We start from the raw sequence: 22,398 nt of genomic DNA on the forward strand, positions 1-22,398 counted from the left end.
AAAACATTGTAAGCCAATCTGACGATCTGTCACAGTGTTTAATCACCTGAGAGCAGTGACGGGGTTCTGATATTTACGAAATGGGAAGGGGGAGGAGAGTGGCCGACAGTGAGTCGACCACTAGAGGAATTATACGAGAGCGGCTTTGAGCAGGAAGAAGAAAATTACTGAGAACAAGGCGCCCACGGGTAAGGTAACAACCCAGGAGACAAAAATGGTTCGCACCACACCTAAATTCAAAGCAGCAATGCCTTTAGCCATACCCACACCTAATACTGCACCAACCAGCGTTTGCGTGGTCGAAATCGGCAGTCCGGTTCCTGATGCCAGAACTACTGTCGTTGCAGCAGCTAGCTCGGCAGCGAAGCCACGACTTGGCGTAAGATGAGTAATGCCCTTACCGATGGTCGCCATGACTCGGTGGCCAAAGAGAGCCAGACCAGCGACAATACCGATACCACCCAGAGGCAGAATCCACCAGGCTAGAGCCGCTTTCTTGGCGATTTCACCATCATTCTGCACTACATTAACAATAGCGGCTAAAGGTCCAATCGCGTTAGCAACGTCGTTAGAGCCGTGAGCAAAAGCCATACAACAGGCTGTCACTACCATAAGAACAGCGAACACTTTTTCTACGTTGTTAAACTGCATCTCGCGATCAGCAGCAGGATCAATCTTGATTCGCTTGATAAAAAGAACACCAATGATAGCAATGGCAACACCGATAAGACCGGCATAAAGATAGGCTTCTGAAGTAGAGATCGAGAAGTCTTGATCTTTAATGATATGTTTCAGGCCTTTCTTGATGGTTACCAGTGACAATACAAAGCCTGCCATACCCATATAAATTGGCACATAACGTTTAGCATTTTTAAGTGGGTTATCTGTATCGAAAATGAGCTTCTGTGCGCTCATAAAGATTAGATAAGCGATAACACCAGAAATAGCAGGAGTGATAATCCAGCTTCCGACGATGCCACCGACTTTGCCCCAGTTCACTGCGTCCATACCAACACCCACAACGGCGAAACCAATAATGGCACCAACGATAGAGTGAGTGGTAGAGACCGGCCAGCCTTTAACAGATGCAATCGCAAGCCAGCTTCCTGCTGCCAGTAGAGCCGATATCATGCCGATGACAAGCAACTCGGGATTGGGCAAGAAGGGGGTTGAATCGATAATCCCCTTACGAATGGTTGAGGTGACTTCGCCGCCCGCTAAATAAGCACCTGCGAATTCAAAAATGGCAGCGATGATAATCGCCTGCTTAATAGTAATGGCTTTTGAACCAACAGATGTTCCCATTGCATTGGCAACATCGTTTGCACCGATACCCCAGGCCATAAAAAAGCCAACGAGAGCACCAAATATGATAAGCATCAAGCCGTAGGTTTGGATGATATCCATGAATTATTCCTATCGATAAATGTAATCAGTCGTCATCAAATCTTTTTGTTCTCATTTTGCAGATGACATCAATCAGAGTTAACTGAAGGACTGAAGCAAATGGAGATTAAAAAGGATAAAGCGCTGCCTTAACGGGCAAGCATAAGTTCTAGGTGAGAGCCAACTTTCTCTGCTCGATCGGCAAGATCTCCCAACCAGTCGATGATCTTATATAAGAAGATCACATCAACGGGAGGTAGCTCTGCCTCAAGTTGAAAGAGTTGCTGGCGAAGCTTGATTTGCATTTGGTCAGTATCGTTTTCGATAGCATCGAGTTCTGACACCATGTTTTCTACCAGTGTCACTTCGCGGCCACGAAAGCCAGTTTCTACTAACTCATCAAGCTCGTGAATCGCTTTGTCTGCTTGAGCAGAGGCATCGATACAGCGCTGTGTGTAGGCTTTGAAATATTCCTGCACTTCTGAAGGGATTTTCATTTGGCGGCCAGTCATTAATCCGGCGATGTCTTTTGCTTTGTTAGCAATTTTATCTTGAGCGGTGAGAAGCGCTAAAAGGTCTGTTCGAGCAACGGGCAAGAAGAGGCCGTCAGGGAGTTGTAGCCGAATGGCTTTTTTAAGATCATCTGCGTCGTTTTCGAGATGAGCAATTTCTAGTTGAAGCTCGGCCACTGTTGACCATTGTTGCTCTATAACTGCTTCCATAAATGGCTGCAGTTTACTAACACATTCATGCACCTTGCTGATATGTTCCTGCATGGGGCGGAAGGGGGATGCTGCAAACAACTCACTGATAATGTTCATGACACTTGTTTTGCACTTCTGTTGTGATTTTGTGACGCGAATTTTAGTGATCCAGTTCTCTAAAGTCTAGCCTATTGTCATGGAAGGAAAAGTGTTTTGGCTTGTTTTTGACGTGCTTTACATTTTGGGGGAGCAAAGGATGATTCAAAATATCTTTCAATATCAAATAATTGGATTCTGGTTTGTATGGGTAAAAAGTAAGGGAGCCGCTCAAAAATTACCTCGAATTTGTTAAAAGTTTGACATGAATTTTGGCGTGACAGCGTAGCATTGGCTGGGTAAACTGACTTAATTACAACATAAAGGTGCTATATGGCAGACTGCTAGATGGCTAACGAAATTGAAGTAAAACTGATTGCGCCACCAGAATTGGTCAGCAGCATAAAAGAAATGACGTTCGATGGAGTTATCTCAACAAGTCCATGGAGTTCAAGTCATTTAGAAAACACTTATTTTGATACGGATTCTTTTAAACTAAGAGAGCTGCGTATTGGGTTGCGTGTACGCAAAGACGGTGAGCAGTATATTCAAACCGTTAAGTCATCCGGCAAAGCTATTGGCGGATTGCATCAGCGTAACGAATCTGAATCTTTGTTGCCTGAACCAGAGCTGGATTTAGAGCTTGTTGAAGACCCTTACTTAAAGATCTTGTTAGAAGAGGCTCAGGAAGAAGGCGAGCTGCGCGCAGTTTTTGATACGAATTTTCATCGCGAAAAAGCCGAGTTGCATTTTGACGATGGCTCTCGCATTGAGCTTGCCTTAGATATAGGAACCATCGAGTCTGATGGCAAAACCTTAAATATTTCTGAAGTTGAATTAGAGCTTAAAGAAGGTGATGCCAAACATCTTTTTAATTTGAGTCGACAGTTGATCTCAGAGAAAGGATTTTTGATTTGTAATGCCAGCAAGGCTCGACGCGGCTATCGATTATGTAACGGTTTACCCGCTACGCATCGACGCATGACTACTACCGAATTAACTCACGGAATGGAAGCTGAGAAGGCATTTGAGATCATTTGTTTTGCGGGATTAAAACATTGGCAGTATTACGAGCAGTTGCTTGATTCTGACATGGCCGCAACAGCCATTTTGCAAATGTATCGAGCCATGGTTTATATCCAGCATGTGTACCATGTTTTTGGCAGTATCATTCCACGCAATGCAACATCAGATTTGAGAGCAAACTGGAACTGGGTTGCTGAGTTTATGGAAACCATCATAGAAGTGGCCCGTAATCAACAGCATATAGATATGTTGGCAGAAAACGGCGCTGATGGTGAGGCATTTCTTCTTGCAGCGCAAGAAAATCGCAAGCAACTAGAAAGTGCTATTGAGCGTTTTCGCGCGTTACAGGCGACGGAGCGTTATAACCTCGTGATGCTGGGTATTTCTGAATGGTTGTTCTTTAAACGTTGGCAAGATTTCATCGAAGACCGCGATAAAGAACAGCTACATGCACCTATTGTGGCTTTTGCCAAAGTGCAACTCGAGCACATGCTCAAAGAGTTAAAGCGTTCTTTGGGGCCAAAGCGCAAAATGGAACCCAGTGACTATCTTGATGAGGTGGCTAGCTTACGCAGAGCATTAGATTTAGGGCTTTTCTTTGGCGCTTTATTCGATTCTAAAAAACGTCAACAGTATCGTCAGCCTTGGCTTGATCTGTTAGCTGGCATAAGAGAGTTACAATACAATCTCTACGCAGCTCAAATCTATCTGGACTGTAATTTAAAAACCGCCGATGAAACGGAACGCTGGTTAGAAAAACGCAATGACTCGGTGTTAGAGGCAATGGAACAAACTCGGAACGCTGTTTTTAAAAATAAGCCTTACTGGTTAATCGGCTAAATTTTATTTTTCTAGCAGTGTGAAAAGAAATGTTCAAAATTACGTCATTGAAGCGTCTTTAATGCTTACTAGTATCATAACCAGTAAAAAGCAATGCACTGGTAAGTTATGGAAAGCTCAATTTCGTTGGCCATTTATCGCAGCATTTTTATTTCGGATATTCATTTAGGCACTAAAGACTGCAAAGCAGACTATTTATATCATTGTTTAAGCCAGCTTCGGTGCGATACTCTTTTTTTGGTTGGTGATATCGTTGATCTTTGGGCGTTAAGGCGCAAAGCTTACTGGCCTGAATCTCATCATAAACTCTTTAATAAATTTGTTGAGCTGGCACAAAGTGGCACGCGTGTTGTTTACATTCCTGGTAATCACGATGAAGCCATACGAGATTATTTGCATCTTAATATTGCTCAAGTTGAATTATTTGAAGAGTATCATCACTTAACTAATGCCAATAAACGTTTGTTGGTTATTCATGGTGATGTGTTTGACAGTGCCGTCAGAGCGGCCCCTTTGCTCACCTGGACAGGCGATTGTTTGTATGACTTTTTATTATTTTTAAATCGATGTTATAGTCGATTGCGAAAACTCTTTGGCCGCCCCTATTGGTCATTATCAACTTTTATCAAGTCTAAGGTTTCTAAAGCTCAGGAGTATATTTCTCGTTATCGTTGTGCTGCACTCAAGTGTGCAAAAAACAAAGGCTTCGATGGTGTTGTTTGTGGGCATATTCATCAGCCCGATCTGTGCGAAACTGAGCAAGGAATTTATGCTAATTGTGGCGACTGGATAGAGAACTGTACTTTATTAGTTGAGCACTTGAACGGAGATATGGAACTCGTTCGCTGGACAGAAGTGCAACAAGCTATCTCTCAGTATCGAACACAAGTTTCGTCTATGGATGATTTAAATGAAGCAGCGTAATCGATTGCCTCTAATTATCGCACGTTGATTTGTCTGTCATAAAATATACATTTTTCTGTCACCTGGCTTTCACTGCGTCTTTATATTCTGAGCAAGTGTGTAATAAGCTCCGATGATTTTATGTTTACCGTCGAAAAAGTAATATCTGAGAAATATCCCGATATCACTAGAAAACCTATGTTTTTTAAACTAGTGACAGGGGTACTGAAGTACTTGCTGCATGAGCGTGAGTGTCGTCAATTTGAGAAAGATTATCCTCACCTTGATGGTCTTGATTTTGTAGAGCAAACTCTTGATTACTTTGATTTTAGTTATGCGATTTCTAATCGAGACCGAGAGCGTATTCCTGCATCTGGTCGAGTGGTTATTGTAGCCAATCATCCTATTGGATCACTTGATGGGTTAGCGCTGCTTAAATTGATCAGCGAGATACGTAATGACGTAAAAGTCGTTGCCAACGATATGCTGATGGCATTGAAGCCGTTACATAGTTTAATACTTCCAGTAAATAATATGGAAGGTAACACGCCTAAAGAAAACTTAAAGAAGATCAATGAACACTTAGAAAACGAAGGCGTTGTCATTATTTTTCCTGCGGGCGAAGTTTCTCGTATGAGCTTTTCTGGCGTAAAAGACGGCGAGTGGCGCAGTGGATTTCTTAATATCGCTCGATCAGCTAACGCACCGATACTTCCATTGTTTGTTGATGCTCGTAACTCGATGGCATTTTATTTGGCATCGTTTGTTTATAAGCCGTTAGCAACATTGCTCTTAGTCAAAGAGATGATGAAACAAACAAAGAAAACGGTGACCATCAAAGCGGGAGATATGATTCCGTTCGAGCAGTTTAAAAGTGGCAAACTAAAAAAGAAACCTTTGGTGCAGCTATTCCGAAAACACCTTTATAAAATCGGCAAAAATAGACCGGGTGTTTTTAAGACGCAATCGGCTATTGCTCATCCAGAGAGTCCTTGTCTAGTTTATGAAGAGCTGCAACAACATCAGTTGATCGGTGAGACGCCAGATAAAAAGCTTATCTATTTATGTCAGTCATTAATTGACTCTGTGGTGTTACGTGAAATTGGTCGTCTTCGAGAGGTCGCTTTTCGTGCGGTAGGAGAAGGCAGTGGCAAAAAGCGTGACACGGATCTTTATGATCGCCACTACTATCATTTGGTCCTATGGGATCGCGATGCAATGGAAATTGTTGGAGCCTATCGATTCTGTGAAACAAAAAAAGTGATTGAGCAGCAAGGTATTGATGGTCTCTATAGCAGCACTCTGTTTGATTATAAAGAGGGAATGTCGTCTTACCTGGATTCTGCACTCGAGTTAGGACGTAGTTTCGTCCAGCCTAAATACTGGGGTAAGCGCAGTCTAGATTATCTATGGTTTGGAATTGGGGCCTTCTTAAAGTCTAACCCTCAGTGTCGTTATCTTTATGGGCCTGTAAGCATCAGCAATGATATGCCTGCGGCGGCAAAAGATTTGTTGATTTATTTTTATAAGTTGTATTTTTCACAACCCCAGGTGATGGCTCAGTCTTATCAACCTTATAAGGTCAGTGATGATGCCTTAAGTGAATTACGAGCCAAGTTTGTCGGTAACGATTACAAGGCCGACTTCACACAACTGAAAGATTATCTTGCTAATATGGGTTGTGCGGTACCGACGCTTTATAAGCAATATACTGAGTTGTGCGAACCAGGCGGTGTTCAGTTTTTAGATTTTGGCATCGATCCCGACTTTGCCGGATGTGTCGATGGACTTGTTTTAGTGGACCTTGCTTTGTTAAAAGAAAAAAAACGCAAACGTTATATGAAGCCTGAATAGGTGGATATCAGGCATCAACATATTTCTGGAGAGAATCATGAGAGGCCTGATCACAAAATGGAAAAATGCAATTAAGCAAAAGGTATTGCTAAAAAACAAGGAGTATCAATGGTGTTATCGAGCTAGCAAAGCTGCTCCCCTTGATCGCACCTCTGAGGGGATGGATTCCCTGTTACGTTTTTATTTTATTCCCGACTAAGGGAGCCGAAAAGATCGAAAGAGAGAGTTGCTTTGATGATTCTTAAAGATCTAAACTGGTACCTTATTATTTGATTTGCTAACTAAGAGAATAATTTATGATATCAGTAGGCGATAAAATACCTGATGTTCCTTTACAGTTATTAAGCGAAAGCGGTGCTCAGGATGTTGATTTTGAGCAGCTTTTTGCCAATAAAAAAGTTGTCGTGTTTGCCGTACCTGGCGCTTTTACTCCCACTTGTTCAAAAGCTCACTTGCCCGGCTTTGTGGTTCATGCTGATCAGATTAAAGCCAAGGGGGTAGACACCATCGCTTGTGTTTCGGTGAATGACTCATTTGTAATGAAGGCATGGGGTGATGCCAGTAATGCCGAAGACATTATGATGTTAGGTGACGGTGATGGCGCATTTACCAAAGCACTAGGGTTGGATGTTGAGACGGGCAGTTTTGGTGGACTGCGTTCACGTCGTTATTCAATGATTGTGGATAATGGGGTTGTGACCCAGCTGAATTTGGAAGAGCCTAAGCAGTTTGAAGTGAGTAACGCTGAAACACTATTGCAGCAGCTATAAGCTGCCATTGCTAACATAAATGCCAGGGAAGGGCTTAAAAGGGTATAGTAACCTTATATTGTTTATGGATGATTCTTAAAAATGCTCAAATGGATGCTTGAAAACTGGTCGATTTTAAGTAACTCGGTTATTTGTCACTATTATATTCAGTTTTTTTTTAATATTCTTTCAAGGTCGTGTTTTAAACCGGGTTAGACAACTTGACCAAAATAATAACCTCCCATTTTATGGGGTAACAAAAAAGACTGTGAACTCTGTCACAGTTTGAATTGGTTTAGCGGTTAAGTTGTTGGTAGTCTTCTGGGAAAAGACTCTATATGACCCATTTGATAAAGTGAACTGGTGACCGTGACGGTATTTCGCACAGTATTTATTTTTTTTGTTTGCCTATCCATAAGCAGTATCCGTGCTGAGGTTGGAGATATCCAATCTCAGCTTGATGAGGTTCGTGCTGTTATGTTGCAGCAACCAGATGCAGCGGAAACCAAACTCAAACAATTGTTAAGCGATGCCCAAAATACTGCTCAGCGTATAGCGGTGAGTGTTGTTCTTGCTGAGCTTTATATTGAGAAAGAAGAAGCCATATTGGCTCGCAACCATGCACAAGCTGCCTTGGAATTGATCGCTGATAGGCAGTTTGTGGCACTACGCATTGAGGCATCGATTCATTTAGGTGCTTCCTATCTGATAGAAAAAGACTTTACCAGCGCTCTGGATTTATTTCGACAAAGTCGTCACGAGGCCAAGCTCAATGCATTGCTCCGATTAGAGGCGCAAGCTCTATACCACATGGCTTATGTTTATTATGTTCAGTGGCGATCAGCAGAGGCATTGGCAGCCATACAAAGTGCTTACGATATTTACCAAACGTTAGATGAGGATCCCCGAGGCAAAGCAATCTGCTTGGTGATATTAGGGAATATCTACAACGATTTCGCTGATTATGAAACGGCGCACAGTTACTTCGAACAATCTTTACCACTGTATAAAAAAGTCAATGACCTGCTCAGTTATTCGGTTTCTTTGTATGCCTTGGCAACGAATGCTGTGAACAATAATAAATTGGGTATTGCGGAAAAATATTTTACTGAGCTTAAGCAAATGTCGATCTTACGACAAGACTCATTGAACTTGTTGTACGCTAATTTAGGCTTGGGGCGAACCTACAATCATCAGGATAAACTAGACAGTGCCAAGGAGTATTTGCAAACGGCACTTAAGCAAGCAAGAGAAATGCAATTGCGCCACATCGAGTATGAAGCTTTAACGATGCTCAGTGGAACACTTATGAAAATGCAGGATATTGTGGCAGCAGAAAACTACATCGATCAGGCTCGTAACTTTTTAGAAGAAAACGGTGATGTCAATTTTAAAGTCCATGTGTATGAGTTAATGTTTGACTTAAAGTCTCGTCAAGGTAAGTATGAAGAAGCAACCTTGTGGGGCGAGAAATGGAAAACCTTGTATAAAAAAATTGTACAAGAGACGAATAAAAAGCAAACCCACGAAATGAAAGTGCGTTATGAAGTTGAGCGAGAGGTCGCTGAAAAGAAACTATTGGCAAAAACCATTGAGATTGATAAGGCGCTGATCAAGCAACGAGAGACAGCCAGCGAAACACAAAAGAAGTGGTTGGTTGCTACCTGTTTGTTATCCTTGGTTCTCATAGGCAGTCTTTTATTTTTAACTCGCACGCAAATAAGATTATATCGTTTGGTCAATTCCGATAATGTCACTGGCATAGCAAACCGTTACCGAACATTGACGGAAGCGTCTCGCCTGATGCACTGGTCACGCCGATTAAAGCAACCTTTTAGCCTGGTAATATTTCATTTGGATGGACTTAAAAGCGCGGGCTCACAATTGGGGGATATTAGTGCTAATGAGCAGTTAAAAGACATTGCTCGAATGGCCAGTACTTCTTGTCGTTCCAGTGAGTTTGTTGGGCGTATTAGTGATGATGAATTTTTGTTGGTTATGCCAAATCGAAGCCTCGACAGTGCTTTTGTTAAAGCTGGAGAATTGAAGATGAGCATTGATGCCTATACAAAAACATTGAAAGAGAATGGATTTCCCTTTACTTCCAGTTTTGGAGTGGTGGCTCAGTCGGTAGAAAACGATATGAACCAGCTACTCGAAAAAGCCATACTTGCCTTACAAAAAGCTAAATCTTCAGACGGTGAGCAGATCAGTTCAATCGGTTAATGCGAAAAACTGTTTATTAAGGATTAGAGGCGACGGCTTACTTTTCTTGCTGTTGCTCAATCAACGAAGCGATGGCGTTTCCTGCATCTTCAATATGTTGCTTCAGTAATTTGCACGCTGCTCTTTTATTGCCTTCTCGACATAGCTCCAACAGTTCTCTATGTTCTGACTCTGCTTGCGGGATTTTATTGGTTAATAGCAATTGCAGGCGAATATAGCGATCAGAGCTGGTATTTAATGACCGAATTAAATCGAGAGTGAAAGTACGATGTGAGGGTTGGTAAAGTGTATTGTGGAATTCCTGATTAAGCTCACTCCAGTTTTCGATAGATTCGCCAGAGTTCAGCAGAGAATCAAAGCGATCTAGAATGTTTTCGGCTTTATCCCAGTCTTCTTGCTGTTGATTCGATATGGCTAGCTTCAGTACTTCGGTTTCGAGCATGGCTCTTAACTCAAAAAGCTCACGGCATTCATCGGGAGACAACTCCGTCGCGACGGCTCCTTTGTGGGCTTCAAATTTAACTAAGCCTTCTGCCTCTAGTTGTAACAGAGCTTCACGAACTGGGATTCTGCTAACTTTTAACTCATCCGCCAGCGCATTTTGCCTTAGCGGCTGGCCTCCTTTGATGGCTCCGCTAAGAATTTTCTCTCGAATTGCTTCCGCTACAGCCTGGGTTCTCGTTTTATATTCTATTGTCATAAGCCGATCTAAATACTCCTTAATAGGACATTATAACCATTAGATATAGAAATAACAGGCCAGACCCGTAAGGAAAAGAGGAATCAGGCGCATGATCCACAAAGTTCCATAATTGAAGGTAAAAAAGCCGCTAATAGCCTTTCTTATGCTAGGGGTAATTAGGCTAGGTTATCCAATATTTAGAATATTTTAGTTAATAATTGCAGGTATATATCTCTCAAAGCTATGAGATCGGCAATGGATACCCGCTCATTAAATTGGTGAATGGTCTGATTGGGGACGCCGATTTCGTAGACTTCGCCTGCGAGTGTGGCAACAAATCGGCCATCAGAAGTGCCACCAGAGGTCGATAAAGCGGGGTGGTGTCCTGTCACTTCAAAGATGGACTTTTCTAACGCAGGTAATAAATAACTGCCTTGGGTATTAGCGTCAGTCATGTAGGGAAAACAAGGACGATCCCAACTGATACGGTACTCGTCGGCGACTGGATTAATCGTATTAACGATGACCTCGTTGAGGCTTTTTTCTGACCATTGGTGACTGTAGCGGATGTTAAAGTGGATATGACAAACGTGGGGGCTTACATTATCAACAAAGTCGCCGGAGTCCACATGGGTGATCTGCAAACTGGTTCCTGGAAAGTCCTGGCTGCCCTGATCCCATTGAATTTGATTGAGGGCTGAGATCACCTCACCCATGATGTGTACTGGATTAATAATATGATGGGGATAAGCAACGTGGCCCGCTTTGCCTTCAATGGTTAGTTTACCTGATATTGCACCGCGACGGCCCACCTTAATTGTGTCGCCAGTAAAACGACTGGCTGTGGGCTCGCCCACAATACAGGCATCAAGAGTGACATTTTGTTGTTTAAGGTGCTCAACGATGGCGCGCGTGCCATACTCTGCTTCGCCTTCTTCATCTGAAGTGACCAAAAAGTACAAACTGCCATTAAAATCAGCGTTGTCTTGTAGGAATTGTTCGAGAGCGACTAGCCAGCAGGCGAGGCCACTTTTCATGTCGGCTGCGCCACGACCATAAATAAAGCCTTGGTGCATTTGGGCGGAAAAAGGAGGATACAACCAACGGGATTCATCTCCTGCTGGGACGACGTCCGTATGTCCAACAAAACCTATTGCTGGCTTTCCTTCACCATACTTGGCAATTAAATTGGTGACGCCGTTTAAATTGAAGATCTGGCATTCAAATCCTAGCCGTTGCAGACGTTGGGCCAACCAGGGGATGCAGTCGCCGTCATTGGGAGTTATCGAGGGTTTGCGGATCAGCTCTTGAATATAACGAATAAGGCGTAGACTTTCTTCGGCTCGATATTTTTTTTCCGGTAAATAGGGCTGCATAAGCATTGTTAAAAAGGATCATATTGATTGCCATATCGCTAGGCTATTGAGCTGGCGTTGCACCTTTATGAATGGCGCATGATGCTTTTATGTCGTTCGATGCGTTGCGTTTGGGATAAGGTGGTGTTGATATTTTTTCCTATTGCCAGTTTTGTAAGAAGGCAGCAACGCTGCGCCCCAGAGCCTGTAGTTGATAACCCCCTTCTAAAAACGCTATGCCTTTTCCTGTGGCGGTTGCCTGGGCTTGTGCTTTTAGTGTTTCGCCAAAGTAAGCATAATCATCATCGGTCAAGTTTAGTTGGGCCAAAGGGTCGTCTTGATGCGCGTCAAAGCCTGCGGAAACAAGTAATAAATCGGGTGCATAATCGGCAATCGCTGGAATAACCTGTTCGCGCCAAATCGTTCGAATGTCTTCACTGCCTGTTGCTGCAGGCAGAGGAATATTAAAAATATTATCGGCCAAGGGCTCTTCGCCACTGAAGGGATACAAAGGTGATTGGAAAGTGGAACAAAGCCAGAGCCCATCTTTGCCCGCCACAATATTCTCAGTGCCATTACCATGATGCACGTCAAAATCAATTATGGCTACGCGTTCATAGCCTTGTTGTCGAGCGTAGAGCGCGGTGATAGCAATATTGTTAAAAATACAAAAGCCCATGGCTTTGTTGTGCTCGGCGTGATGTCCTGGAGGGCGCATGGCGCAGAAAGCTCGCTGCACTTCTCCTTGAGCTATCAAGTCCAAAGCTTGTGGGCCTGAGCCTGCTGCTAAGAGTGCGGCTTTTAGCGAGGCGCTGTTCATTTGAGTGTCTGCGTCGAGCTGTAAGTAGCCTTGTGAGGGGGCGTGAGTTAACACATAGTCCAGATACTCTGTCTGGTGGGCCAGTTGAAGTTGTCTTTGTGTCGCAGGTTGGGCTTTAACATGATAAAAGGCATCCCACAGCCCGCATTGCTGCAAAGCGTTTTCTATGCTGTTGAGTCTGGCGGGTGCTTCAGGATGCGAATTGCCCATTTCGTGAGCCAGACAATGTTGATGATAAAGATAATACAGCCCCATGCTTTCTCCCTGCTCAGCAAATCGATGTGCCCTTACATTTATGGTGCTCGAAGGCTTAGGTGTCAAGACTCTTTTGTGATTCTTGCTTTAGATGAAGGTAGTGAACTGCGGCTGTTTTTCGTTGCGTCAGTTTAATGTCCGAGTAGAATAACAGCACCTATCCTTGGTAAATGAGGCTTCTGTGGTTGTGAAAGAGAAAACGCAATTGACGCTTGGTTTGGCGCAGATCGCACCGGTTTGGCTTGATCGTGTAGCTACTTTAACAAAGGTTCTTGACTGCATTGAGCGGGCTGCAGCTCAAGGTGCTGACTTGATTGCTTTTGGTGAAGCCTTTGCTCCTGGTTATCCATTTTGGATAGAGCGTACCAATGGATCCCAATTTAATTCATCAAAACAGAAGAAGCTGCATGCTTTTTATGCGCAACAGGCGGTGCAGATTGAGGCGGGTCATCTGGATGCCGTATGTGCTGCATCCAAAGAGCATTCGATAGCGGTTTATCTTGGGATTATTGAACGGCCAACGCAACGCGGTGGGCACAGCTTGTATTGCAGTATGGTTTACATCAATGCCGAAGGTGATATTGGATCGGTTCATCGCAAACTGATGCCAACCTACGAAGAACGCTTGAGTTGGTCTCCCGGTGATGGTCATGGGTTACAAACTCACAGGCTCGGTGCTTTTACTGTTGGAGGGTTAAACTGCTGGGAAAACTGGATGCCGCTTGCGCGTTCTGCGCTCTACGCTCAGGGCGAAGATCTGCATGTAGCGATTTGGCCGGGTGGCGAGCATAATACGATTGATATTACCCGGTTTATTGCCAAAGAAAGTCGTTCTTATGTCATGTCTGTGAGCGGTCTACTAAAGGTGTCTGATATTCCAGAAAGTGTCCCTTTTTATGACGATATTGTCGCAGCTTGCGACGGTGAATATCTGGCGAATGGTGGTTCTTGTGTCGCTGCACCCGATGGTGAGTGGGTGGTTGAGCCGCAGATAGAAAAAGAAGACTTAATCATTGCTCACATAGATCATGCTCGGGTGTATGAAGAGCGACAGAATTTTGATCCTGCTGGGCATTACTCTCGACCTGATGTCACCCAGTTGGTGGTCAATCGCCAGCGACAATCGACGCTTGTATTAAAGGATTAATGACTCAATCGAGAGTAGATTAGGGAAGCTTTAGCTCAACCCGTTGATTTCTCTTTTGAGTGTTTCGCTTGGATCTGTAACGATTTTTTCGAGAGTCTTTACACGCTCTTCCAGAGATTCCAGGCTAGCGAGCCGCTCTTTGAGGTGAGCCACTTCTGGATCGGTTTTTGGCTGCCGACTGCTGGCTTTATGTTTAATGGCGTACTTAAGTACCTCCGCAATCGTGAAGACGATCATAATCAGGGCAAACCATTTCATGAATTCCATTATCTAAGTCCTCTTAACCATTGGTTATTCTCAATAATTTTAATAAACAGAATGAGTTATCGCTATACGCTCAACAAAAAGCTGGTATAAGATATACACGTCGCCTTTCAAGGTGCAGCGGTGCTGGTTGCACTTTGAAATACCTCGGGTATAGATACTGAGGAGCACACTTCCTACCCGGGCAGATTCTCAACTATCAGTAAGCAGGTAGTCTTTCATTGAATAAAATACTTACAACTGAGATTGATTCTTTATGGTCACGCATTTTTAGCGAGCAGGACGAAGACCTAAAGCGCCTGAGCGAACCGCATCAACAGATGTTGAAGCAAGCTTTGGCTTTGAGCCCATTTTTTGGTGACTGTCTGTTAAAAGACAAAGCCTATTTTATTGATTGGCTACAAAACAAAAGTTATCTCGAGCGACCTGATTTTGAGGCTATTCAGCAACAGTTAGAGGAGTCTCTTAATAACACGACCAATCTTGTATTGGCCAAGCAATTGCTGAGACAGTGGCGGCGTCGCTGTATGGCGCACATAGCCTTTAGAGATGTGTTGGGGTTGAGTGAAATCGAGCAAGATTTTGCTGATATTTCTTATTGTGCAGAGCTTTTGGTTCGTCAGGCCTATGACTGGTTGATGCCGGGTTTTTGTAAGCAGTGGGGAGAGCCTTTCAATAGACAGGGAGAGCGACAAAACCTATTGATTCTGGCCATGGGCAAATTTGGTGGGCGAGAGCTTAATTTTTCTTCGGATATTGATTTAATTTTCTTCTATCAGACCGATGGAGAAACACAAAACAGCCAGCGCAAACTAGCGCATCAAACATTTTTTATTCGCCTGGGCCAACAGCTTATTGCTTTGTTGGCAGAGGTGACCCGCGATGGGTTTGTGTATCGTGTTGATATGAGACTGCGCCCTTATGGTGACGGTGGTCCTCTGGCGATGAGTTTTGATGCGGCAGAAGATTATTATCAGGAACAAGGTCGAGAGTGGGAGCGTTTTGCTTTAATTAAAGCGCGACTGTTAACTGGACGAGCTGAAGAACAGCGTCAGTTTTATGAAATGATTCGCCCTTTTGTTTTTCGTCGTTATATCGATTTTGGCGTACTTGAGTCGATACGAGAAATGAAAACCATGATTGAGCAGGAAGTTCGCCGTAAGGGGCTTAAAAATAATATCAAGCTAGGTGCGGGAGGGATCCGTGAGGCCGAGTTTATCGCGCAAGCACTGCAATTGGTTCGTGGTGGACGACTTCCCGAATTACAAGAACGACATTTTTTGAGTGTACTGCCTTTGCTAGAACAGGAGCAGTTGTTGCCTAAAGGCAGTGGTGCTGAGTTATCTCAGGCTTACTTGTTTTTACGCCGAACAGAGCACTTAATTCAGGCCATGTATGATCAGCAAACACAAACATTGCCAGATAAAGAAATGGATCAACTGCGTTTGGCGACTGCCTTAGCTTTCGAAACCTATGAAGCTTTTTTAATTCATCTGGATTATCAACAACAAACGGTTCGTCGCCATTTTTCTGCCGTGTTTGAAGCATCGGTATCCAACGAGCCGGATGTAGAGTCTTTGCCAGACATAATGGATGATGATTTCATCCAGCAGCTGTTCGGTTCTGTTAACGAAGACGAACAGCGTTTACTGACTCAAGAGATAGAAGCCTTTACAGCAATGTCGCTTTCGGATCAGGCTCGCAAGCGTTTACTGCGCTTTTTACCTCAGTTATTAACCTTTGTTGGGCAACAAGAAAATCCGCGCCAAGTGTTGCAGCGCCTGTTCCGATTATTAAAGTCTATTGTACGGCGTTCATCCTATTTGGTTTTGTTAGCAGAGAATCCTCCTGTATTAGAGCATCTGGTTCGATTGTGCAGCCAGAGCTTCTGGATCAGCGAACGTCTGGCTGAGTTTCCTATGTTGTTGGATGAACTGTTGTACCCTAACTCTTTGTATCATCCATTATCCAAACAAGAACTGGTCGAAGAGTTGAATCGACAATTGCTTCGCGTTGAGCCTGATGACGAAGAACAACAGCAAGAACAGCTGCGTATTTTTAAGCAAACCAACGAGCTGAGAGTGGCAGCCGCTTTTTTGAACGACACCATTGATATCAAAATGTTAAGTCGATTGTTGAGTGGCATTGCCGAAGCCGTCGTATTGGCTACTATGCGTTTAGCCTGGCATCAATTGTGTCACCGGTACGGTGTGCCGCAGATAGATGGCGCCAGCCCGGATTGTTTACGTGGATTTGCTGTTGTCGGCTATGGCAAGTTGGGGGGGGAAGAGCTAGGGTTTGGTTCTGATCTTGATATTGTTTTTTTATACGATGCAGAACCCGAGAGTGAGACCCTGGGCAAAAAGCCCATTACGCACAGTTTGTTCTTTACTCGTTTAGCACAACGTATCATTCACATGTTGAGTGTGCGAACTATGTCGGGTGTTCTGTACGAAGTGGATACTCGATTACGCCCGTCAGGAAATTCTGGATTGTTAGTGAGCCATATTGAGGCATTTCATGATTATCAAGAAGAATCTGCCTGGACCTGGGAACATCAGGCTTTGTTGAGAGCTCGTGTTGTGGGAGATGACAGCACATTGAATGAGCGCTTTAATGAGATTCGGCGTCTGGTGGTTCAACGCAATCGTGATGAACAACAATTGCGTGATCAGGTGATTGATATGCGCATTAAGATGCGCCAAAATCTGGATAAGTCCACTGAAGATTCATTTGATATTAAACAAGGCTCTGGTGGAATGGTGGATATTGAGTTTATTGCTCAGTATCTAATACTAAAACACGGGCATTGTATTCAAGATGAAGAGATACCTTCACGGACCACGCAACTGTTTCGACTATTGGAGCATCTTGAGACAGTGGCGGAAGATGATGTTGAGTTATTAAATGAGAGCTATCGCTGGTATCGCAGACAAGTGAATCTCAACTTGTTAACCGGGGCTCAAGTCTGGGGAGAGAAAGATCATCCTGTAGCGAAACAACTCAAGCAGCATCAGCAGAGGGTAAAAGAACAATGGAGCCAATGGCTGGAAACTTGAGTATATCCAGGTGATTAAGGCTATAATTAGCAAGAGAAGACGGTAACTTAAGCAATGGGAGCAAGTTAATGACAGTAGAAGCAGAAAATGCCGTTGATCGAAGCGATAATGTATGTTGGGTTGAGCCTGAGCAACTACCTTTGAGCTGTCCTACCGAAGCGACGGAACTGTGGAACATGCACCCAAAAGTTTTTTTAGATATTAAAAGCCAAGGGCAGGTTAGTTGCCCCTATTGTGGCACTCTATATCGGTTAAAATCATAAAATAAACCAAAAGAATAGGATTTTTCGAGTTTTTCGAGCTTATATTAACAAACAGAAACATTTTCATAACATCAAGAAACCCCGTCTTTATAAATTTGGCGTATAACTGTCTACTACGCTATGGCTATTTTGAAATATACATCTGGTTTAGTGTCGCAGAGAAGTGCTCATGGGGTTGAGCTGGCTGGCATTGTTCTGGTTGATATGTGGTTGTAAATAAAAGTTAAACGAAATGATTTTAGCCAGGGTTATTTTTTTGGATTTCTATGTTTCTGAGTTGGAACACAAATAAAGTATTGGGGTTGATATGAAAACAAGTCATTCTATTTTCGCTGGTATTGCCGTGATTGCAGTAACGGCTGTTGGCGTAATGTTCATGATGAAAAGCAAGCCGGAAGCGCCAAAAAAGCCAACTGTAGACAGAACTCCACTGGTTGAGGTGATGGAGTTGGCCCCTGATACGGTGCAGTTTAACGTCGAAAGTCAGGGGGTGGTAATGCCCCGGACCGAAACCACACTGGTATCAGAAGTATCTGGGGTGGTACAAAATGTATCGCCCAAATTTGTGGTTGGTGGATACTTTAAAAAAGGCGAAGTATTACTTGAAATTGATCCTACCGATTATCAAGTTGCGCTTAAGCAAGCAAAAGCCCGTTTAGCTGGCCAACAAGCACAATACGCACAAGAAAAAGCCCGCGCAGAACAAGCGTTAAAAGAGTGGGACCTTTCTGGAAGAAAACGTTCTCAAGCGCCCGCTCTTGCATTGAGAAAGCCTTATCTGGCTGAAGCCGAAGCCAATGTGCTATCCGCTGAAGCCGATTTACAAAATGCCCAACGCAAGCTAGAAAGAACCACCATCCGCGCCCCTTATGACGGCATGCTAAAAAACAAACTTTCTGATATTGGTCAGTTTGTAGGTACCGGTACTCAGCTGGGCGTTATTTTTGCGATTGATTACGCTGAGGTGCGTTTGCCATTAACGGATCAAGAGCTTGCTTACATCAATGTGCCGGATATGAAAATGCTCAACGAAGAGGGGCATTCTATTCCTGTGACGCTACAAGCCAACTATGCTGGCGAAGACATGACCTGGAATGCCGATATCGTACGTATGGAAGGTGTCATCGATTCGAATAGTCGCGTGCATTATGCCGTAGCTCAAATCAACGACCCCTATCGTTTATTTTCTACGCAAGGCAATACAGCCCCACTGAAAGTTGGCACTTTTGTTACTGCAAACATTAATGGAGTGGAATTAGATAATTTATATAAAATTCCACGCGATGCATTTCGCGATTTAGACAAAGTGTTGGTCAGTGATAAAGACAGCCGTTTGTACATTCGTGAGCTGAAAGTTGTTCGAGCAGAAGCCAACTATGTATTTGTTGACTCCGGGTTGTCTGAAGGTGACCGTGTGGTTCTTACCTCCATGGAATCTCCGGTTCAAGGTATGAAAGTGCGCAGCGAAGGTGATGTTTCTGAAGTAGAAACTGAAGAAGCCGTTGCTAAAGCCGCACCAAGTACACCTGTACAGCTTAATAAGTAATCCATGGGGCCAAGTATGAATCCAATTAAAAAAGAGAAAGGCTTAATCGCCTGGTTTACTTATAACTCCGTTGCGGCCAACTTGTTGATGGTTTTCGTTATCCTCGCTGGATTAGTTTCCTATATGATGATGACCAAACGCATGATGCCTGACATTCAACCTAATATGGTTCATATTATTGTGCCTTATTTGGGTGCTGCACCAGAGGAAGTTGAGCAGGGCGTTATTATTAAGTTAGAAGAAGCGATTCAAGATGTTAAGGGAATAAAGCGCGTTCGTTCTACTGCATCAGAAGGCTCTGGTTCGGTAATGGTTGAGCTGACCAGTGATACTGAACTAGACGCAGCATTAAATGAAATTAAAATTCAGATTGATTCGATTGCGACTTTTCCTGCAGAAACTGAGAAGCCTGTTATTTATAAAGTGGAGTTTTCTGCCGATGTAATGTGGTTAAGCATTTTCGGCGATATGGATCGTGCCAGCCGACAAACCATCGCGCGCGAAATTCGTGATGGGGTGATGACGCTACCCCAGGTGAACAGTGCTGAGTTGATGGGTAACCGAGCTTACGAAATTGCTATCGAGCTGTCTGAAGCACAGTTAGAGTCTTATGGCTTGACCATGTCAGAAGTGGCAACGGCCGTAAGACGATCATCGCTTGATCTTCCTGGTGGGACCATCAAAACCGATGGTGGTGACATTCGTCTTAGAACCGTTGGCCAGGCTTATACGGGTATCGATTACTCCCAGTTAGTGCTACGTACAAATCCTGATGGTACTCGTTTGTTATTAGGTGACGTAGCGAAGATTAATGATGGCTTTGTTGAGTCTGATGGTTATGCGCGATACAACGGTAAGCGATCTTCCGTGATTCGAGTTAAATCCGTCGGTGAGCAAAATGATTTAGAAATCGCTGAGGCTGTTCGCAATTATGTTGCAAAGACTAGAGAAACATTGCCCGAAGGAGTCAATGTAGAAGTATGGGGTGATGGCTCTTATTATCTACAGCAACGCTTAGATATGATGTTTGACAACATGATGATGGGAGCTCTTCTCGTCTTTATTTTGCTAACTCTGTTTTTGCGCGTACGCGTAGCCCTTTGGGTTCTGGTGGGGATTCCTATCTGTTTCTTTGGCGCTTTCTTGTTTATGGATAAGCTGGGTACCATTGCTACTAATATTAACTTCTTAAGTTTATTTGGTTTTATTCTGGTGCTGGGGATAGTGGTGGATGACGCTATCATAATAGGAGAAAGTATATACTCCGAAGTGAAGGCCAGTGGGCATACTAAAGAGAATGTCATTATAGGTGCCAAACGTGTTGCTATGCCTGCCACCTTTGGGGTTCTAACAACCATTGCTGCCTTTGCTCCTATGCTGACCCTTGACTCGATTGTGGCTCCATTCTTTGAAGCTATATCGGTGGTGGTTATTCTGTGTTTGCTATTCTCTCTGGTGGAATCGAAACTTATCTTGCCTGCACATTTAGCACACATGAAGTATGAAACTTATGACGATGCCAAAGCGTCTCGTTTAGGTAAAGTACAACATGGAATACGTGAAGGCATGGAAAGGTTTGCTAAGAATGTGTACCAACCTTTACTGCGTAAGGTTGCGCAGCATCGTTATTTAACATTGTTGTCATTTGTTTGCGCCTTTGTTCTGTGTATTGTCATGACGGTGAGTGGGCATCTAAAGTTCGAGATGTTCCCGACTATTGCCAATGACGGAATTCAGGTTTCATTTACTCTAAATAACGGCTCTCCTATTTCTTCTCGTGATGCTATGGTGCAGCGGCTGGAGAAAACAGTACAAGCTGTTGATGAGCGATTGAGTGCAGAACGTAACGATGGTAATCCTATCATCGACCACATGTTGTCATGGACCAATGGCGACAGTGGTGGCGGAATGTTTGTTGAATTAACCAAAGGCGAGTTCCGTAATGTGAACACCTTTGAATTCGAAAAAGCCTGGCGCGAAGAGATTGGTGAAGTTGCTGGTGTAAAAGAGTTGCGTTTGCAGTCAGGTGCTGGTGTAGGTGGTGACTCAGCCTTAAGCTTCCGTTTAGTTGGAAGTAACTATGAAAACCTGGAGGCGGCTTCAAAAGAACTGCAAAACAAACTGGCTGAGTATGATGGCGTTTACGATATTCGTTCATCCTATAGCAGTGGCAGTCAAGAGATTAAGTTGAAGTTAAAACCTGGAGCAGAGACTCTTGGGCTGTCTTTGGCTGATTTAGGCCGACAGGTTCGTCAGGCGTTTTATGGTGAAGAAGCTCAACGAATCCAGCGTGGCAAAGATGAAATCAAGGTGATGGTACGTTATCCAAGAGAAGAGCGTCGTTCAATCGCTAATCTTGAGAATATGCGTATTCGTACACCGGCTGGTGATTGGGTTCCTTTCTCTGCAGTGGCTGAGTTTAGTATGGGGCAAGGATTTGCTTCTATTCAACGAGAAGATCGCAAACGTGCGGTATCTGTACGTGCTGACATCGATCCTGAGAAAGTAGAAACTCGTACTGTTGTTACTGAGATTACTCAAGAATTCTTGCCTAAGATGTTGGTTAAGTATCCTGGTGTGTCTTCTGAGCTAGGCGGTGGTAATGCTGAGCAACAAAAGTTTGCTGCTGAGTTAGGGCTTGCTGCTTTGGTTGCTATTGCGATGATCTATGTGTTAATCGCAATTCCATTAAAATCATACCTACAGCCATTCATTGTAATGTCCGTTATTCCCTTTGGATTGATTGGTGCATTTATTGGACACATGTTACTGGGCCATAGTTTGAGTATGATGTCGATATTCGGTTTGGTAGCGCTGTCCGGGGTGGTGGTCAACGACAGCCTGATATTGGTGGACTTTGTTAATCGGGCCCGTAGTGCTGGTGTCAAATTGGTTGATGCTGTATTAGAGGCCGGAGTAAAACGATTCCGCGCGATTATGCTGACGTCACTCACCACCTTCTTTGGTCTGTTGCCTATCTTGTTTGAACAGAGTTTACAGGCTCAGGTCATTATCCCGATGGCGATTTCATTATCCTTCGGCATTATGTTTGCGACCATGATTACGTTAGTGTTGATCCCTGCGCTCTATTTGATTTTGCAAGACATTACGGGATTGTTTAAATCGAAGAAGAGAAAGGAAGAAGAGGCAGCTTTAGAAGCATTGAAGCCGGCTCTGAGCAACGAATAATTCATTATTCAGAGCATAAAGCTTCACTCTAAAA

The 22,398-nt window shown here is 43.7% G+C and carries 17 protein-coding genes; 11 read left to right on the top strand and 6 right to left on the bottom strand.

Annotated elements, in window-relative coordinates:
• Positions 1-129 precede the first annotated feature (129 nt).
• Together NH399_RS15255 and NH399_RS15260 are read right to left on the bottom strand one after the other, a co-directional pair.
• Positions 130-1,407: an inorganic phosphate transporter gene (locus tag NH399_RS15255; protein ID WP_253041549.1), complete on the bottom strand. Its 1,278-nt coding sequence runs from the start codon at positions 1,405-1,407 to the stop codon at positions 130-132.
• A 128-nt stretch (positions 1,408-1,535) separates the two neighbouring features.
• Positions 1,536-2,207, bottom strand: a complete 672-nt coding sequence (locus NH399_RS15260; RefSeq protein ID WP_253041551.1) for a TIGR00153 family protein — start codon at positions 2,205-2,207, stop codon at positions 1,536-1,538.
• Positions 2,208-2,534: 327 nt separating this feature from the next.
• On the opposite strand from NH399_RS15260, the gene NH399_RS15265 reads away from it, so the two are divergent.
• From NH399_RS15265 to NH399_RS15290, 6 genes are all read left to right on the top strand, one after another.
• Positions 2,535-4,052: a CYTH domain-containing protein gene (locus NH399_RS15265; protein ID WP_253041553.1), complete on the top strand. Its 1,518-nt coding sequence runs from the start codon at positions 2,535-2,537 to the stop codon at positions 4,050-4,052.
• Positions 4,053-4,160: 108 nt separating this feature from the next.
• Positions 4,161-4,976 (top strand): UDP-2,3-diacylglucosamine diphosphatase, encoded by an 816-nt coding sequence (locus tag NH399_RS15270; protein WP_253041555.1) that lies wholly within the window; start codon positions 4,161-4,163, stop codon positions 4,974-4,976.
• Between the two features lie 120 nt (positions 4,977-5,096).
• Positions 5,097-6,809, top strand: coding sequence for a lysophospholipid acyltransferase family protein (locus tag NH399_RS15275; RefSeq protein ID WP_256489582.1), 1,713 nt, complete (start codon positions 5,097-5,099; stop codon positions 6,807-6,809).
• Between the two features lie 37 nt (positions 6,810-6,846).
• Positions 6,847-7,008: a hypothetical protein gene (locus tag NH399_RS15280; protein ID WP_253041558.1), complete on the top strand. Its 162-nt coding sequence runs from the start codon at positions 6,847-6,849 to the stop codon at positions 7,006-7,008.
• A 97-nt stretch (positions 7,009-7,105) separates the two neighbouring features.
• On the top strand, positions 7,106-7,579 hold the full coding sequence (locus NH399_RS15285) for a peroxiredoxin (RefSeq protein ID WP_253041559.1): 474 nt from the start codon (positions 7,106-7,108) through the stop codon (positions 7,577-7,579).
• Positions 7,580-7,921: 342 nt separating this feature from the next.
• Positions 7,922-9,784 carry a diguanylate cyclase domain-containing protein gene (locus NH399_RS15290; RefSeq protein ID WP_253041561.1) on the top strand — a complete coding sequence of 621 codons (1,863 nt, stop codon included), beginning with the start codon at positions 7,922-7,924 and terminating at the stop codon, positions 9,782-9,784.
• Positions 9,785-9,821: 37 nt separating this feature from the next.
• Here NH399_RS15290 and NH399_RS15295 read toward each other — a convergent pair whose 3' ends face one another.
• From NH399_RS15295 to NH399_RS15305, 3 genes are all read right to left on the bottom strand, one after another.
• Positions 9,822-10,484 carry a GntR family transcriptional regulator gene (locus NH399_RS15295; protein WP_253041563.1) on the bottom strand — a complete coding sequence of 221 codons (663 nt, stop codon included), beginning with the start codon at positions 10,482-10,484 and terminating at the stop codon, positions 9,822-9,824.
• A 179-nt stretch (positions 10,485-10,663) separates the two neighbouring features.
• Positions 10,664-11,848 carry a succinyl-diaminopimelate desuccinylase gene (gene dapE, locus NH399_RS15300; RefSeq protein ID WP_253041565.1) on the bottom strand — a complete coding sequence of 395 codons (1,185 nt, stop codon included), beginning with the start codon at positions 11,846-11,848 and terminating at the stop codon, positions 10,664-10,666.
• A gap of 133 nt (positions 11,849-11,981) precedes the next feature.
• Positions 11,982-12,896 (bottom strand): histone deacetylase family protein, encoded by a 915-nt coding sequence (locus tag NH399_RS15305; RefSeq protein ID WP_253041567.1) that lies wholly within the window; start codon positions 12,894-12,896, stop codon positions 11,982-11,984.
• A gap of 187 nt (positions 12,897-13,083) precedes the next feature.
• On the opposite strand from NH399_RS15305, the gene NH399_RS15310 reads away from it, so the two are divergent.
• On the top strand, positions 13,084-14,043 hold the full coding sequence (locus NH399_RS15310) for a carbon-nitrogen hydrolase family protein (RefSeq protein WP_253041569.1): 960 nt from the start codon (positions 13,084-13,086) through the stop codon (positions 14,041-14,043).
• Between the two features lie 30 nt (positions 14,044-14,073).
• Here NH399_RS15310 and NH399_RS15315 read toward each other — a convergent pair whose 3' ends face one another.
• Positions 14,074-14,310 (bottom strand): hypothetical protein, encoded by a 237-nt coding sequence (locus NH399_RS15315; RefSeq protein WP_253041571.1) that lies wholly within the window; start codon positions 14,308-14,310, stop codon positions 14,074-14,076.
• Positions 14,311-14,528: 218 nt separating this feature from the next.
• Between NH399_RS15315 and glnE the strand changes: the two genes are divergently transcribed.
• The 4 genes from glnE to NH399_RS15335 all read left to right on the top strand — a co-directional run bounded on the left by glnE (position 14,529) and on the right by NH399_RS15335 (position 22,364).
• The gene (glnE, locus tag NH399_RS15320; RefSeq protein ID WP_253041573.1) at positions 14,529-17,366 is read left to right on the top strand and encodes a bifunctional [glutamate--ammonia ligase]-adenylyl-L-tyrosine phosphorylase/[glutamate--ammonia-ligase] adenylyltransferase; all 2,838 of its coding nucleotides are present in this window, start codon (positions 14,529-14,531) and stop codon (positions 17,364-17,366) included.
• A gap of 68 nt (positions 17,367-17,434) precedes the next feature.
• Positions 17,435-17,629 carry a zinc-finger domain-containing protein gene (locus tag NH399_RS15325; RefSeq protein ID WP_253041575.1) on the top strand — a complete coding sequence of 65 codons (195 nt, stop codon included), beginning with the start codon at positions 17,435-17,437 and terminating at the stop codon, positions 17,627-17,629.
• A gap of 307 nt (positions 17,630-17,936) precedes the next feature.
• Positions 17,937-19,175, top strand: a complete 1,239-nt coding sequence (locus NH399_RS15330) for an efflux RND transporter periplasmic adaptor subunit (protein ID WP_253041577.1) — start codon at positions 17,937-17,939, stop codon at positions 19,173-19,175.
• 15 nt (positions 19,176-19,190) lie between these two features.
• Positions 19,191-22,364, top strand: a complete 3,174-nt coding sequence (locus NH399_RS15335) for an efflux RND transporter permease subunit (RefSeq protein ID WP_253041579.1) — start codon at positions 19,191-19,193, stop codon at positions 22,362-22,364.
• Positions 22,365-22,398: the final 34 nt, after the last annotated feature.

Source organism: Pleionea sp. CnH1-48, assembly GCF_024124665.1.
Lineage (GTDB): Bacteria > Pseudomonadota > Gammaproteobacteria > Enterobacterales > Kangiellaceae > JAMXSB01.

What these genes read in the sequence shown, in the direction of transcription:
- NH399_RS15255 (WP_253041549.1), bottom strand. Translation starts at nt 1,407, where the DNA reads ATGGATATCATCCAAACCTACGGCTTGATGCTTATCATATTTGGTGCT.
- NH399_RS15260 (WP_253041551.1), bottom strand. Translation starts at nt 2,207, where the DNA reads ATGAACATTATCAGTGAGTTGTTTGCAGCATCCCCCTTCCGCCCCATG.
- NH399_RS15265 (WP_253041553.1), top strand. Translation starts at nt 2,535, where the DNA reads ATGGCTAACGAAATTGAAGTAAAACTGATTGCGCCACCAGAATTGGTC.
- NH399_RS15270 (WP_253041555.1), top strand. Translation starts at nt 4,161, where the DNA reads ATGGAAAGCTCAATTTCGTTGGCCATTTATCGCAGCATTTTTATTTCG.
- NH399_RS15275 (WP_256489582.1), top strand. Translation starts at nt 5,097, where the DNA reads ATGTTTACCGTCGAAAAAGTAATATCTGAGAAATATCCCGATATCACT.
- NH399_RS15280 (WP_253041558.1), top strand. Translation starts at nt 6,847, where the DNA reads ATGAGAGGCCTGATCACAAAATGGAAAAATGCAATTAAGCAAAAGGTA.
- NH399_RS15285 (WP_253041559.1), top strand. Translation starts at nt 7,106, where the DNA reads ATGATATCAGTAGGCGATAAAATACCTGATGTTCCTTTACAGTTATTA.
- NH399_RS15295 (WP_253041563.1), bottom strand. Translation starts at nt 10,484, where the DNA reads ATGACAATAGAATATAAAACGAGAACCCAGGCTGTAGCGGAAGCAATT.
- dapE (WP_253041565.1), bottom strand. Translation starts at nt 11,848, where the DNA reads ATGCTTATGCAGCCCTATTTACCGGAAAAAAAATATCGAGCCGAAGAA.
- NH399_RS15305 (WP_253041567.1), bottom strand. Translation starts at nt 12,896, where the DNA reads ATGGGGCTGTATTATCTTTATCATCAACATTGTCTGGCTCACGAAATG.
- NH399_RS15315 (WP_253041571.1), bottom strand. Translation starts at nt 14,310, where the DNA reads ATGGAATTCATGAAATGGTTTGCCCTGATTATGATCGTCTTCACGATT.
- NH399_RS15325 (WP_253041575.1), top strand. Translation starts at nt 17,435, where the DNA reads ATGACAGTAGAAGCAGAAAATGCCGTTGATCGAAGCGATAATGTATGT.
- NH399_RS15330 (WP_253041577.1), top strand. Translation starts at nt 17,937, where the DNA reads ATGAAAACAAGTCATTCTATTTTCGCTGGTATTGCCGTGATTGCAGTA.
- NH399_RS15335 (WP_253041579.1), top strand. Translation starts at nt 19,191, where the DNA reads ATGAATCCAATTAAAAAAGAGAAAGGCTTAATCGCCTGGTTTACTTAT.